Origin of the sequence: Desulfomonile tiedjei DSM 6799, assembly GCF_000266945.1 — a bacterium.
Classification (GTDB): Bacteria; Desulfobacterota; Desulfomonilia; order Desulfomonilales; family Desulfomonilaceae; genus Desulfomonile; species Desulfomonile tiedjei.
In genome coordinates, this window is record NC_018025.1 from 1,310,576 (window position 1) to 1,324,546 (window position 13,971).

At 51.5% G+C, this 13,971-nt stretch carries 12 protein-coding genes; 3 read left to right on the forward strand and 9 right to left on the reverse strand.

Features of this window, described 5'->3' with window-relative positions; translation table 11 throughout:
- Positions 1-9: 9 nt before the first annotated feature.
- The 8 genes from DESTI_RS05460 to DESTI_RS05495 all read right to left on the reverse strand — a co-directional run bounded on the left by DESTI_RS05460 (position 10) and on the right by DESTI_RS05495 (position 9,773).
- Complete coding sequence (locus DESTI_RS05460) at positions 10-867, reverse strand: hypothetical protein (RefSeq protein ID WP_014808962.1); 858 nt, start codon at positions 865-867, stop codon at positions 10-12.
- Positions 868-1,054: 187 nt separating this feature from the next.
- Positions 1,055-1,579, reverse strand: coding sequence for a hypothetical protein (locus DESTI_RS05465; RefSeq protein WP_041285990.1), 525 nt, complete (start codon positions 1,577-1,579; stop codon positions 1,055-1,057).
- 28 nt (positions 1,580-1,607) lie between these two features.
- Positions 1,608-2,864 carry a glutamate-5-semialdehyde dehydrogenase gene (locus DESTI_RS05470; protein ID WP_014808964.1) on the reverse strand — a complete coding sequence of 419 codons (1,257 nt, stop codon included), beginning with the start codon at positions 2,862-2,864 and terminating at the stop codon, positions 1,608-1,610.
- Positions 2,865-3,188: 324 nt separating this feature from the next.
- Positions 3,189-3,794 (reverse strand): methyltransferase domain-containing protein, encoded by a 606-nt coding sequence (locus DESTI_RS05475; protein WP_014808965.1) that lies wholly within the window; start codon positions 3,792-3,794, stop codon positions 3,189-3,191.
- 79 nt (positions 3,795-3,873) lie between these two features.
- On the reverse strand, positions 3,874-4,893 hold the full coding sequence (locus tag DESTI_RS05480) for a class I SAM-dependent methyltransferase (protein ID WP_014808966.1): 1,020 nt from the start codon (positions 4,891-4,893) through the stop codon (positions 3,874-3,876).
- Between the two features lie 72 nt (positions 4,894-4,965).
- Positions 4,966-7,992: an efflux RND transporter permease subunit gene (locus tag DESTI_RS05485; protein WP_014808967.1), complete on the reverse strand. Its 3,027-nt coding sequence runs from the start codon at positions 7,990-7,992 to the stop codon at positions 4,966-4,968.
- Entirely contained in the window at positions 7,989-9,185 is a 1,197-nt protein-coding gene (locus tag DESTI_RS05490; RefSeq protein ID WP_014808968.1) for an efflux RND transporter periplasmic adaptor subunit, read from the reverse strand. Before DESTI_RS05490 ends, DESTI_RS05485 begins: the two co-directional genes overlap by 4 nt.
- Before the next feature lie 6 nt (positions 9,186-9,191).
- Entirely contained in the window at positions 9,192-9,773 is a 582-nt protein-coding gene (locus tag DESTI_RS05495) for a MarR family winged helix-turn-helix transcriptional regulator (protein ID WP_014808969.1), read from the reverse strand.
- A 325-nt stretch (positions 9,774-10,098) separates the two neighbouring features.
- Here DESTI_RS05495 and mobB point away from each other — a divergent pair, with 325 nt between their 5' ends.
- Positions 10,099-10,596, forward strand: coding sequence for a molybdopterin-guanine dinucleotide biosynthesis protein B (mobB, locus tag DESTI_RS05500; RefSeq protein WP_014808970.1), 498 nt, complete (start codon positions 10,099-10,101; stop codon positions 10,594-10,596).
- Between the two features lie 6 nt (positions 10,597-10,602).
- Here the strand turns inward: mobB and DESTI_RS05505 are convergent, their stop codons facing one another.
- Positions 10,603-11,409, reverse strand: a complete 807-nt coding sequence (locus DESTI_RS05505) for an IclR family transcriptional regulator (protein WP_014808971.1) — start codon at positions 11,407-11,409, stop codon at positions 10,603-10,605.
- A gap of 1,155 nt (positions 11,410-12,564) precedes the next feature.
- Between DESTI_RS05505 and DESTI_RS05515 the strand changes: the two genes are divergently transcribed.
- Together DESTI_RS05515 and DESTI_RS05520 are read left to right on the forward strand one after the other, a co-directional pair.
- Positions 12,565-13,452: an FAD binding domain-containing protein gene (locus DESTI_RS05515; protein ID WP_014808973.1), complete on the forward strand. Its 888-nt coding sequence runs from the start codon at positions 12,565-12,567 to the stop codon at positions 13,450-13,452.
- Between the two features lie 35 nt (positions 13,453-13,487).
- Complete coding sequence (locus tag DESTI_RS05520) at positions 13,488-13,970, forward strand: (2Fe-2S)-binding protein (protein WP_014808974.1); 483 nt, start codon at positions 13,488-13,490, stop codon at positions 13,968-13,970.
- Position 13,971: the final 1 nt, after the last annotated feature.

The window sequence follows — 13,971 nt, forward strand, 5'->3', positions numbered from 1 at the left end:
TTGCGAAGCTCATTCATTCGGGCGAGCATTTGCGCCAGTGCTTGCTTTTGGGCCAAGAATCGGTTCGATCAACACTTCCAGAGATTGCACCGTAGGCAATGTTTGTTCCCACGAGTGGGTGAGCTCGTCTCCCTGGACAACGAGTTCTTCAGCGAGTTTTTTTGCCGCCGCAGCAGCACGCGCAAGTCTCAGAGATGACTCTCTGTCCCCGGAATCGCCTGAAACTGCGATCAGTACATTGGCATGCTGCAATACGGCATCCCACATTTGTTTCGTCCGTTTCCTGTGTGTCTGATCTGCGGTATTGCATGGAAGCACCTGAGTCGCGGAAATTGCTTTCACCACGGCAAGCCTGACTTCCTGCAACTTTCTGTGTATGTCACTTTCATACGATCCCGCATTACGGTAAGGGGAGGGGCTATCGGGGCTGAGGATTTCCAGGAGCTGGGTCGAACGTTTATCGTACGCTCTCCTCAATCGCCGAAAATCGTCCATAGCCTTCAAATCCCGATTGATTATGTCCTGCAGTTTGTGGAAAGCAACTGAAATCTTTGCAAAAGCACTCTTCTGATCGTCATTGCCGATTTGCTTTTCGATAGCTTTCAGGTAGGCGTTCAGGGCCTCATTGTTCTCACGGATCTGCTGGACAAGCACCAGATCCCCGGAATCCAGGTAAGCACTCAGAAGCAAAGGGATAGACTGCACACCGATCTGGAATGAATGAACAAGGTGATCCAGAGGATAAGGCTTGCCATCCGAATCCTCAGCACGCCCGTCAAGAGCAAAAAGGCTGAGTGACATGGCAGTCCCCCATGCAAAAACGACCAGGAGCGTGGAAACCACAAGACCGAATAGGAACTTTTTCATGGGATTCTCCGGCTAGAAAAAATCGGCAATCAGGGTGAGGGAGTAGTCATCAGAAACAGGCAAAACGATCGGCCCGACAACAGCTCGTTCCGAGATCGTCATCCGGACAGGGTTTCACTAACATGCACATATTTGCTTCGTATTAGACGAAGCACCTCACCCCTCAAGATAGGCTTCGCGGCAAGATTCAAGCCACGGCAGAATCAGCCAATTTTTCTCGAAATTCTTCGATGACGGAGACGAAATCGTCTTCTTCAGCTTTTGTACCGATCTTGGGAACGACCGCGCTTCCGGAAATTCCCAGTGCTGACAGACGCTTCCGTTCTTTATGCACAATCTTCTTTTTGTCCGACAAAGAATCCTTCATTTCCGACCTGAAAGCTGCTCTGAATTCCTTCAGAATCGGTGCCTTATGCGGAGCAAGCAATTCCATCACTTCCGTATACTTGAGGACCTCCTCCTTACGCCGCAAATCTTCAACGAGAAGATTCCATAAATTTCGCCGAATCAGCTTCCGATCGGACTCCGGCTCCTGGTTCAAAGCAGCAAGTGCTTCGTCGCGGATTGCGATGTCATCAAGGAGTTTGAGTTTGTAGCCTTTTGCCTTTTTTAGCATTTCTTCACGGCGAATGTCTTCGCGTTCTTCCGCAGACAGAGACATTCCCTTGGTTCTCGCCATAATGAGATCGATAGTACTTGGAATTTCGCTCAATTTTCACCTGCAGCATGTCTGGTAAGGTTTATTCGCGGATTTGACCTTCACCCAAGACGATAAATTTGGTCGTCGTCAGATCTTCAACTCCCATGGGGCCGTAGGAATGGATCTTCGTGGTGCTGATGCCGATTTCCGCTCCGAGCCCATACACATATCCGTCACTCATCCTGGTGGCTGCGTTCACGATGACCGAGGACGAATTCACTTCTTTCAAGAATTTCTGAGCCGCCTCATAATCCCTGGTTACGATGGATTCTGTGTGCAAAGACCCATATTTGGCGATGTGCGAGATAGCCGCGTCGATACTGTCCACTACTTTGACAGCAAGGATCAGATCGAGATATTCAGCGTACCAGTCATCTTCAGTGGCTACTTTCATTGAGTTCACGATAGCCCGGGCTCCATCGCATCCACGCAGCTCCACGCCTGCCGCTCCAAGGGAATCCGCTGCAACGGGAAGGAATCGTGCGGCAATGTCTTTGTGGACGAGCAGAGTTTCCAGAGCATTGCAGACTCCGGGACGTTGCGCTTTGGAATTGACCGTCAGCTTAACGGCCATTTCCAGGTCCGCTTCCTTGTCCACGTACAGATGGCAGACTCCTTTGTAATGCTTGATAACCGGAATCCTGGAATTGGCCGCCACAAAGCGGATCAGTTCCTCTCCTCCTCGCGGAATGATGAGATCGATAAGCTCCTCGAGCTTAAGCATGTGAAGGATGGCATCTCGATCGGTCGTGGGCAGAAGATTTACGACATCTTCATTGACACCGTTTTCTTTCAGAGTTTCCTTGAACAGATTCACAATGGCCTGATTCGATCGATGAGCTTCCGACCCACCCCTGAGGATCACGGCATTTCCCGCTTTGAGGCACAGGGCGCCGGCATCGGCGGTAACATTCGGCCTGGATTCGTAGATGATTCCGATAACTCCCAGGGGAATGCGCATTCTGCCGACTCGCATTCCATTGGGCCTTGTCCACATTCTCACCACTTCTCCCACCGGGTCGGGAAATGCAGCTATTTCTTCAAGGCCCGCAGCAGTCTGCTCGATCACCTTGTCGGATAACGTGAGCCGGTCGATCATTGCCGCGGAAATTCCCTTGTCCTTTGCTGCTCTTACATCTTCTGCATTCTGCTGCTGAAGCTCGCGGCGCTTCTCGCGCAATTTGGCCGCCAGTTCTCTCAGGATTTTTTCTTTAACGCTCATGGGAAGTATCGCTGCTTCTCGGGCAGCGTCATGGGTGAGCGTAGCGATACGAAGCACTTGTTCTTCTAATGACATGGTAACTCCAGGTTGGGAGAGATTTGCCGGAGTTCTCGAGATGTGCCGCAACGCAGAACTATGGAACGGCTTAGGAATCCGGTCCTCTCGTATCCGAACCGCTCAAGCAATGCCGCGGCTGGATGACATCTGAAAGAATCTAGCACCGGATGTCTTCCTGCGTCAATCCCTGAAGAAAATCACAGCCGAATCTCTCGGGTACACTGTTTTGCCGAAGAAGTGAACGTCGGTCCGAAAAGCAAGTACGTATTAGAGGAACGAGAGCGTATATTCTGCCGACATCGTCCAATGTGCGATACGCGATACTCAATAGATTCTGTTTGTCTATGCAACAACAAATTTGATCATATAGTTGAGTCCAAGATCGGTCAGCCCTATCTTCTCGTAGCCGAAAGGCGCTATTGAGATGTCGATATCCTCCGACGCCAGCCGGATGTGCTCTGGTGGTCCCCAATACCAGTGTTCCTTCTTGCACTCGACAATTGCCACACGACCATGCGGTCTTAGAACACGGCGAACCTCCGAGAACAACATATTCTTGCTTCTGGCGACATTAGGAATATGGAGGACAGTCGCTATGAGGCAGACGTCGATGCAGTCGTCCTGTATGGGAAGAGGCGCGGTGATGTCAGTCGCGATAGCCTTGATATTTCGCAGTCCCTGGGCATTAGCCTCCTTGCTCAGGTCGACAATCAGATCCGCGTCTTTGTCCAGCGCGTATACGGTTCCCGACTCCCCGACGATCTTCGAGGCATGGACGGAATACTCTCCTGTACCGCATCCTACATCAAGAAACCAATCACCTTCTTTGAGAGCGAGTTCACGAAAAACACGATCCGGATCATGCGTCCAGAAGCTGCTCGGATGGCGATGTCTAGGTTCCTGCCGTCCATGATGTCGTCGATGATCGCATCCAGGTTTCTCGCTCATGTTGTTCACGTTTTTTGCACTGCCGAAACACTGACGCGGTTCCCGGCCGGAAAGGGTTGCTGTCCGCGGCACGCTGACATCATGACTTTTGTTTCTTCCTAGCCGCCAAAATCAGGTTGATTTCTTCTTGGCTTGTGCTTCCTACCACGAAATCCGCGAATCCTGCGATGCTCAAGGCTGATTCGAGATCGACTCGCGAGATAAAATGGCTGGTCCCTAACACGAGGTACGAGATTAAGTTGACGATGGATCTGTAATTCCTGGCTGCCTCGCTCTCAGGATTCATGTGGTTGGAGACGAACCAGCCTCCTGGCTTGAGACACGTAGCGATTTTCTCAAGCACGCTTCCAAGATCATCCATAAACACATGAAGAACCTCAGAAGTTAACACCAGGTCAAAAGCCTTTTCCGGCAAATCATCTGTGCGCATGTCAGCGGCCAATACCGACAGTCTTTCCCCGTAACCCGCTTCGCGGCACAGGTCCTCGATAGCAGGTGTGACATTGGGGAGGTCCACAATTACAGCGGTCATATGCGGGTTACGATCCAGCAGCGCCATCGTGTAACGACCATGGTTGCCGCCGATATCACACATTGAACGCATGTCCATAAAGCCGGGTAGAGCAACGATGAACTCAGTTGCGTTCTGAAGCGACCCTCGCATGGCATATTGGAGCATACCTTGAAGAGAGGCGGGGGATGCAAATTTCTCGGTGAAGTGATTTCGGACTCTGCCGGGCTTGCTCAGGAGAGAAGGCATTTCACGCACAACAAAGTCGCAAGTTCCCTGGTGAAGTTCGAGTACCTGTCCCTGATAAAAAGGTGAGTTCGTCACGAGAAACTCGGACGCCAGTGCCGTATTTTGATACAGAGCTTCTCTCTTGACAATCAGACCTGTGATTTCGAGTACATTCAGGAGCGCTTCCGTGGCTGACTCTGATGTCTTCATGGAAGCTGATATTTCCTGAATGGTCCGCGGCATCTCCAATGCATCGAATAGCCTCATCCGAACTGATTCCAAGATCGCTTTGGATATGACCGATCCCATAAAGAACGCTTCTATCGATTCAAAGCTATGTTTCGGTTTCAACATTTGCATAGCATCCTCCGTTGTGGTGTTTGTTCGGGCACACGTGGGTCCCTGATAGAATGTTAGGCCTCTCAGAGGCGCCTACCGGCGAATTCTGAAAAATGTGCTATATAGCACGGGTACAACAACGAGAGTCAGTATTGTTGCGAAAGTTAAGCCTCCCATAATGGTCGCTGCCATGGGAGCGAAGAAAGGATCCCACAACAGCGGAGTCATCCCAAGTACCGTGGAGAACGCGGCCATGCTTACAGGTCGCACGCGGCTCACGGCAGCGTCGATGACAGCTCCGTAGCGACTCTTGCCCTCTGCTATTTCAAGGTTTGTCCGATCGAGCAGAACGATTGAGTTTCTTATGAGCATGCCCGACAGGCTGAGAAAGCCCAACATAGCCATGAAGCCAAAAGGTTTTGCGGTAAGGAGCATTCCAGCCGTTACACCGATCACGGCCAACGGAAGGCAGAGGAAAATGATGAGGGGGTGGCGAAATGTATTGAACAACATGATCGAGATGAGGAACATGGCAATGAATGCGATGGGGACGTTTGACATGAGCTTCTGGTTCGCTTCCTCATGCTCCTCGTGTTCACCACCCCATTCAAGCTTATATCCTGGGGGCAATTCGATGCTTTCGATTGGCATGCGCAACTGTCGAAATAATGTATCGGTTGTTCCAGTCACTTGCTTGCAGGACACGCGGATTGTTCGAATGCGATTCAGCCGATGGATCACAGGATCTTCCCAGCAACTCACAGCTCCCTCCGTTACCTGGTCAATAGGAACCCATCTACTCTGCGCAGTACTCCAAACCTGGACGTTATCCACGTTGTCAACGCCGCATCGCTGATCGCGAAGGGGGCGAAGCATGACCGGCAGCAGGTCATCTCCTTTACGGTACAATCCGGCTGCAGAACCTGAAAAGTTCATGGCCAGAGATCGGGCAATGTCTGGACGAGTAACACCAATCTCGCGCGAGCGCGCGTCTGCCAGACGCAGTGATTCGACTTTAACGCGATCTCCCCAATCAGTTCTTATGCTACGGGTGTTGCCATGTGCGTACATGACAGCTCTGACCTTCTCGGCCAAATCACGCAGTGTATTCACATCATGCCCACTGAGACGCGCTACCACAGCTCCACCACCGGGTCCTAGCTTGAATGCATCCACGCTCGTGACAGCGTTGGGATGATGATTTTTCAAGTAGGTTGTGAGCTGCTCCCGCAGTGTCGAGATTCTCTCATAATGATCTACAGTTACAAGCAGTTGACCGTAGGCGCTATTCTGCATTTCCGGTTCGTATGTCAACAGAAATCGCAGTGGGCCGCGTCCGACAAAGCTCGTTACGTCCCTGACGCCATCCAGGGTGCGAACGAACGTTTCAATGGCGGCCACTTGGTTGGAGGTCTCATAAATATGGGTACCTTCCGGCAGCCAAACATCCAACGTGAACTGAGGGCGATTCATGTCCGGCATGAAGTCCTGCTTGACGAATCCGAAACCCCATATGGCAATCAGCAACTGGGCCATCACCACAGCCAGCGTGATCCAGCGATGATCGATGCACCACCCTACCAATTTTCGGTACGAGCGATAGAACGGATTATCATGGGGATCTTTTTCGCTACGTTTTGCTAATGGGAGAAAAGTGACGCACAGGTATGGTGTAACCGTGATTGCGAAGACCCAGCTCAAACCGAGCGACAGGCATATAACTTGGAAAAGGCTTTTCAACCATTCACCGGTCATGTCTTTTGAAAGCGTGATGGCCGCGAATGCAAGGATCGCGATGGCCGTCGCTCCGAGCAGTGGCCATTGGGTTTCTGCCACCGTTTTTTCAGCCGCTTGCGATCTACTCATGCCTTGATGCGATTTGATAACGGTTCCCTCCACTACCACAATGGCGTCGTCAACCAGCATTCCCATTGCAATGATCAACGCGCCCAGCGAGATGCGCTGCAACGTGATACCCAACGTGTACATGCACAAAAACGTGACAAAAACGATGATGAGAAGAACCGCGCCCATGATGCACCCTTCGCGCAGCCCCATAAAGACCACCAGGAGCAGAATCACAATGAGCACACCCTCGAAGAGGCCAAGCACGAACTCTCGCACCGCTTCCCTCACCTTTTCACCCTGGTGCGCGATCGGATGGATTTCGATGCCTACAGGAATCCGTGCCTCCAATTGGGCGAGTCGTTCCTTTATCGCTTCGCCCATGGCAATGACATTTCCCCCGGAACCCGTGGAAACGCCGAGGCCGACAGCGGTGCTTCCGTTCCAGCGCAAGATTTCGTTGGGTGGATCGAGATACCCTCGCTCGATTCGAGCCACATCCTTCAAGCGGATCATGCGTCTTTGCGATCCGCCTTGAACAAGTTGTTCCCCCAGGTCTTCTATGCGCGAATAATCGCCAGTAACGCGGAGACGAACATCTTCGGGGCCTACTTTGACCCGTCCCGCTTCTGTGACCGCGTTCTGTTGGTTGATCGCATCAAAAATCGCCGTGGGCGGCAGTCCGAGTTGGGCAAGCTTGACCCGATCTACTTCGACATATATTGCTTCGCTGTGTATGCCCCAGAAGTCGATACGCCCAACGTTCGGGCATAATAACAGCTCTCGGCGCAGGTCCTCTGAGACCTCTTTCAAGTCATGCTGGGAGTAACCGTCGCCTGTGATGGCAAAGAGGACACCATACACGTCTCCGAAATCGTCGTTAACAACCGAGGCCTTGCAGCCGGGAGGCAAGTGACTCGCAGCTGTGTCGACCCTTCGGCGGAGTTCGTCCCACACTTGCGGAAGAGTTTCTTTGTCATAGATTTCCTGCATCTCAGCGAAGATGATCGAGAGTCCAGGCCGGGAAATGGACCGCACCTCCTTCAACTGTTTTAGTTGTTGGATGGCTGTCTCCAGAGGCTCGGTGACTTCCAGTTCAACTTCCTCGGCGGTGGCCCCCGGATATTCGGTATAAATCACTGCTTCCTTGATCGTGTACTCCGGGTCTTCCAAACGACCGAGTTTTCCGTACGCCAGAATTCCTCCCACGGTGACCAGAATGATGGACACAAGCGTGACGACATTGTGTCGAATGGCATATCCCGCAAGATTCATCCGTCGAGTCCCTTCTTACCTGCGATCATTGGTCGAACCCTGATGTCTTCTCGCAATGTGCGCAGCCCGGCTACGGCTACGTATTGTCCCGGTTGGAGCCCAGAAAGAATCTCGACACCTCCGTCGCGCAACACACCGACCTGAACCCTCGTTTTATGCGGTGGCCCGCCATTGGGTTCTACTACCCAGACGTTCGACTCTCCATTAGTGTCGGCCCAAACCGCTTCAGCAGGAATCAAAGCGACTCGTTGCGGCTGTTGGGATCTCCCCGGAAACGCTGTTACCTCAGCTCGTACCGTCGCTGTCATTCCAGGATAAACTGCTAAATCGGCCGGCGGGTTCAGGCCGACTACAACGTCAAATGTGCGGGTCACGGTATCAGACTGCAAACTGAATTCTCGGATGGAGGCATCAAACCAGCGATCGCCGTCAGCGTCAAAGTGGACCTGTATGCTCCTAAGCACTTCGGCTCCGCCATGAGCAATGAGTCGCTCCGGCAGTTGAATGACGACTTCGATTAGAGAGATGTCCTGGAACGAAAGAATGGGTTGCTTGGCTTGAACATGCTCGTGATTCTCGACATGTCGCTTGGCGACCACGCCATTGAACGGAGCGGACAACACGGTATCTTCCAGGGCTTTTTCACGAATGCGCAATTCTGCCCAGGCAATATTGCAGGCAGCCTCAGCCTTATCAAACTCAGCCTGGCAGACGACTTCCTTGGCTCTCAGGGACTGAGTCCGATCAAAAGCCCGCTTGGCGTCCAAATATTTTGCCTTGGCCGCATCCAAAGCATTCCGATAATCTCGTTGATCCAATTCGGCCAGCACTGCACCTTTTTTGATCTTCTCACCTTCCCGCACTGTCAGCGTTTCCAACAAACCGGGAACTGAGAAGGCCAATTCGGCCCGCCGATTCGCCTGCACCTTGCCTGGAAACGAGCGAACACAACTGTCGGAGAAAGGCTGCACCATGAAGGTCGGAATAGGGCGCACTACCGTCGCTGATACCGAAGGTTCCCCACCTCGTTGGGGTCTCGTCACGAGCGCTCCGCCCCAGGTCGCCACGGCAAGAGCCACGAGTCCAACGGCCCCAATGGTAATGAAACGCATCCTTTTCACAAATTCGCAGGTGGCCGGCGAGGCGATACCTTCAGTTGTCACATTAGTTAAGTAGCTTAACCAACACCACATAAAAAATTATTCCTTGGTCAGGCGCTCGTCCATGATGCTCCCAATAGCTTCCAACAGCACCGATAGAGTCGCGATTTGCTGAAGCGAGAATACGCTCAAGCGGTTCGTTATATAAGTCATGTCCGCGCCGTGAAAATGCTCATGGGCATCAAAGGCCCGCCACCCTAACTGCGTGAGGGAAAGCTCCAACTCCTTATTGCTGTGCGGAGCCTGCCTCTTCTGCAGGAAGCCCTTTCCCGCAAGCTTCGTCGCTAGTTGAGAAGCCGCGCTCTTCGTGACGCCAAAGTGAATCGCCACGTCAGTGACACTCATTTTCTTGTGCTCGCCAACGGCCTGGATCATATGGGCTTCCTGGGTGGTGATTTCTACACCTTCCTCAACGCGGATCGGCAGCTTCTCGATACGCGCGTATTTTTTCGCGACCCGCAAAAGCTCTCGTATCGCTGCCTTGATAAGGTCATCTTTGGTTTCCATACCGAAATGGTACAGGCCATTAACCATTAAGTCAAGGGGAAAATTATCTGTCAAAAGCTCAGTCCGATTCAAATCCTCCCAGCCCCCTTTACGAAAGGGGGTAAGAGGCAACATCTTAATTCCCTCCTAATTTAAAAGAGGCAGGGGGATTTTTCGACCAAACATCTGAACCAAGTTTCGGTCGTTTATCTTAGCAATGACTATGGATGGCTCGTTTTCAGATAGAGATGTGAATGAAGCATTTTCCTCTTATCAACAATATCAATGAGATAAGATTTGTACGATTCAGCGGATTGTGTGGCGATCGGAGGACTCTTTCGAGGAGGTCTCTATGGGTGGCAAAGATGATGCTCTTGAGATGTCGTTGCTTTTGCCCAAGAGCCGATATAAGAAGGATGTAGGCTTTTCTTGAAACAAGACGCATGTCGGAGTAGGCTATATGATCCCAATTGTATCCATTGTCGGCAAATCGGATTCCGGAAAGACTACACTGCTGGAGAAAGTTGTCAGGGAACTGCGATCTCGGGGTTATCGCATCGCGACCATAAAGCATGACGCGCACAGCTTTGAAATCGATCACGAGGGCAAAGATTCATGGAGGCACAAGCAAGCCGGCGCGAATCTGACAATCATATCATCTCCCACGAAAATGGCTCTTGTAGCGGATACCGATCACGATCATTCTCTCTCTGAATTGCGGGAAAAACTTATAAAGGATATGGACCTGATCATCAGCGAAGGATACAAACGAGAAGTCCATCCAAAGATCGAAGTATTCAGGAGTGAAATGAAACGCGACCTGCTTTGCGAGAAAGATGACAATCTCGTGGCAATCGCAGGGGATCCGTCCAATCCTCCGGAAGGAATCCCTGTGTTCGATCTGAACGATCCCGGACCTCTGTGTGATTTTATTGTGAAACGGTTTATCCGAACCTGAACTTGATTATTGCGGTTCCGAATGATTGCTGATCACTTTCGAGAGCGTTTCGCCTGTCAAACGGCTAAGTCGTTCGGCTCGTGCGATACTTTCGCTACTCAATTCAGTATCCAGACTGACGATCCAGAATCCGGCAACCATTCTCCTCCTGGCCTTTTTGCCGTAAAAAATCGGAACAGCCACTGCCCAAACATTGGGAAGATACTCTTCCACATCGTGAGCTATTCCGTTCGATCTCACTTTTTCAAGTTCGGCAAGGTACACGTCAGGCTCGACTATCGAATGTTTCGTAAATCGAGGCAACGGCCTGGAACGTACAATTCTGCTCACCTCGTCAACATCGTGATGTGCCAGGAAGACCTTACCTGCTGCTCCGGCAAACATGGATATCCTCGTTCCCGGTCGCGCTCTTATCTTCAACTCTTTTGAAGACTCGATCTGATCCAGGATAAGCAATTGCTGCCCCGCCCAGATGCCGAGAAAAATATCTTCATCCAACTCCTGTCCCAGCTTTTCGAGGTGCGGCCGTGCAAGCTCCACGAGAGGCATTCTCACGACGGCATTCGATGCCAGATCTTTTACCGCGTGTCCGCAGGTATACTTTCTTGAAATGGGATCCCGTAGCACCCACCCGGACTCTTCCAGCGCAGCCAGAATACCGTGAGTCGTGGATTTCGCGAGAGAGAGCTTGGATGCTATTTCGCTGATTCCGGGATTTGCGGAAGCGCTTATGATCATTTTGAGCACCCGCATTGCCTTGGAAACGATGGGAGCCGAATACACTATATGTGACGAATCCTGTTTTGCAGCCATGAAGTCACCCGATCTTTATCGATTCTTTATCGTTCTTTATCCGAGAACATCATTTCGATCAATTGACAACGACCCGGAAGAGACCCGAATCGATGGTGTGTGAATTTGCAGCAATCAAAGTGCCGTAGAAAATCTTTGCTCGACTGTCGCTTACCGAATCCGGGGACGACAATGTTCCCTCTGGTTCATGGTAGTGAACGAGAGTATTTGTAACTTGTCCTCGCGCAGTTGTCAAATGTTTTCATCAGCTCTCTTCTTTATCACTTGACAAGATGGCTGCTCGAAAGCTATGCTAAAAATGAAAGTTCCTGATACAGAAATTTTATCCGGGCTGCACATGCTCCAGATCAAACTCACTGATATTCATCGGGCCACTCTTCCCGTCAGATGCGGGAATGAAGGTTGGATTGGAATTTCCCCAGCCGGAGATCGATATCACGTCGTTGTTCCTGTTGACGTACAAATTGCCCGAGGAGTATTAGCCTGCAATCTTCCTACAGACGGAACGCCCTTCGGAGGTTATTCCGGCTGGCTTTATTTCAGATGCCCGCCATTTGAGAGTGAATCCGAGAATGAGGACGTCGAACGTCAAGAATGTGTTGCAAGGACGGCCGAAGAACTCATCTGTTTTCTCGAATCGTATGATATTCACGCCGCCTTGATTCCCCATACTGATCCAAATTCCCCTGCGAAACCGAATACCGACACTGAGGCTTGTTCCCACAGTTCGGATGAAGCAGATTCCCCGGCTATCTGCTGTGACGGTTGCGGCAAAGAATGGAATCGGCTTGCACCTTTCTTGAGAGATCCGGATTTGACGTTGATTCGGTACAAGGCATTTTGTGAAGACTTTCAAAAAGGGACCTACGTCTTCTCCCATTCGTGCGGCTCGAACCTCCATGTTCCGGTTTCACGCTTCATTCGACCTCGATCCGGGGGAAAGTCACTGATAGCTTCTCATGCATGCCCCGGATTGTGCTATTACGAGACATCCCTTCTGACCTGTTCCGCAGTATGCGATGGTTCCCCATATAGGAGAATTGCACGAAAAATAAGTTCAAAACCTTAGAAGGTCATTGGCTGTACCGTGACCTTATTCTTAACTGCTTTTCGATGTTTGTTGAAAACATTTCTTAGTCTCAGGAGGAAAAAAGTATGCTCCTGCCGAAATTCGAGTACCACGAGCCCACTACGCTTGAAGAAGCTCTGCAATTACTGTCCGAACTCGGAGGGAATGCAAAGATTCTCGCTGGTGGAACCGATCTTCTCGTGAAGATGAAATTGAAGATAGATCGACCCAAGCACGTAATCTCTATCGCCCGCGTTCCGGGTCTTGATTCAATCGTGCCCAGGGACGGTCATGCGATAACCATAGGTGCCGGCGTGAGTGCTGCAAGTCTCGCCCGTCACGAGAAGCTACGAGACCGATTCACTCCTCTTGCATTGGCTGCCGGTCGTCTTGGTGCTCCCATGATACGCAACCGGGCGACTATCGGGGGAAATCTTGTCAACGGCCGACCTGCTGCAGATCTTTCCCCGGCATGCATGGTACTCAATGCGAAATTCAGGCTTAAGTCCGCATCTGCAGAAAGAGAAATCTCGGCAAACGAATTCTTTCGCGGACCGGGAGACACCGCAATCGAACCGCATGAACTAATGGTGAGCATTCACGCTGAAACACCTCCACCCTGGAGTGGGGGCGCGTACATAAAACTCGGGGCTCGCAAGACGCTGGAGATTTCCATGGTGAACGTTGCGGTGCTCCTGACTTTGAAGGCTCCCGACGGTCCTATTGCGGAAGCAAGAATCGCCCTCGGTTCCGTTGCCCCTACTCCGGTAAGGGCATACGCTGCGGAAGAGTTTCTTGTGGGAAAAGAGCCAAGTGACGAGCTGTTCCAGCAAGCCGGTGAAATCGGAGTAGGGCTTTGCAGCCCGATAACGGATCACCGGGGGACAATGGAGTACCGGTGCATGATGATCGAAGTGCTTACGAAGCGTGCACTGAAACAGGCACTCGAGCGTGCCAAAGTATGGCAGCCGTGACCGTTGCCGCAGAATTCCAGGGGAGACGAATACCTATGAAGACCATCATACAGCTCACAGTAAACGGGCAACCGACAGAAGCCGCTGTGGATTCAAATACAACGCTCCTGCAGTTCTTGAGAGAGGACCTGGGACTCACCGGCACGAAACACGGATGCGGTCTCGGTGATTGCGGCGCTTGCACGGTCATTTTGGATGGAAAGCCTGTAAATGCGTGCCTTGTTCTCGCAGTTCAGGCACGAGGCAGAGAAGTCATCACCATCGAAGGACTCGAAGAAGACGGCCGACTGCATCCCATTCAACAGGCTTTCGTGGACAAGGGCGCAATTCAATGCGGTTTCTGCAGTCCCGGCATGATACTCTCTGCAAAGGCCTTGCTGGACGAAAATCCCAAACCTACGGAAATGGATATACGAACCGCGATCTCGGGTAATCTCTGCCGATGCACTGGTTATCAAAAAATCGTGGAAGCTATCGAGGAAGCGTCCCGCACGCTCCAGGGCACGGAGGTATCCTGAC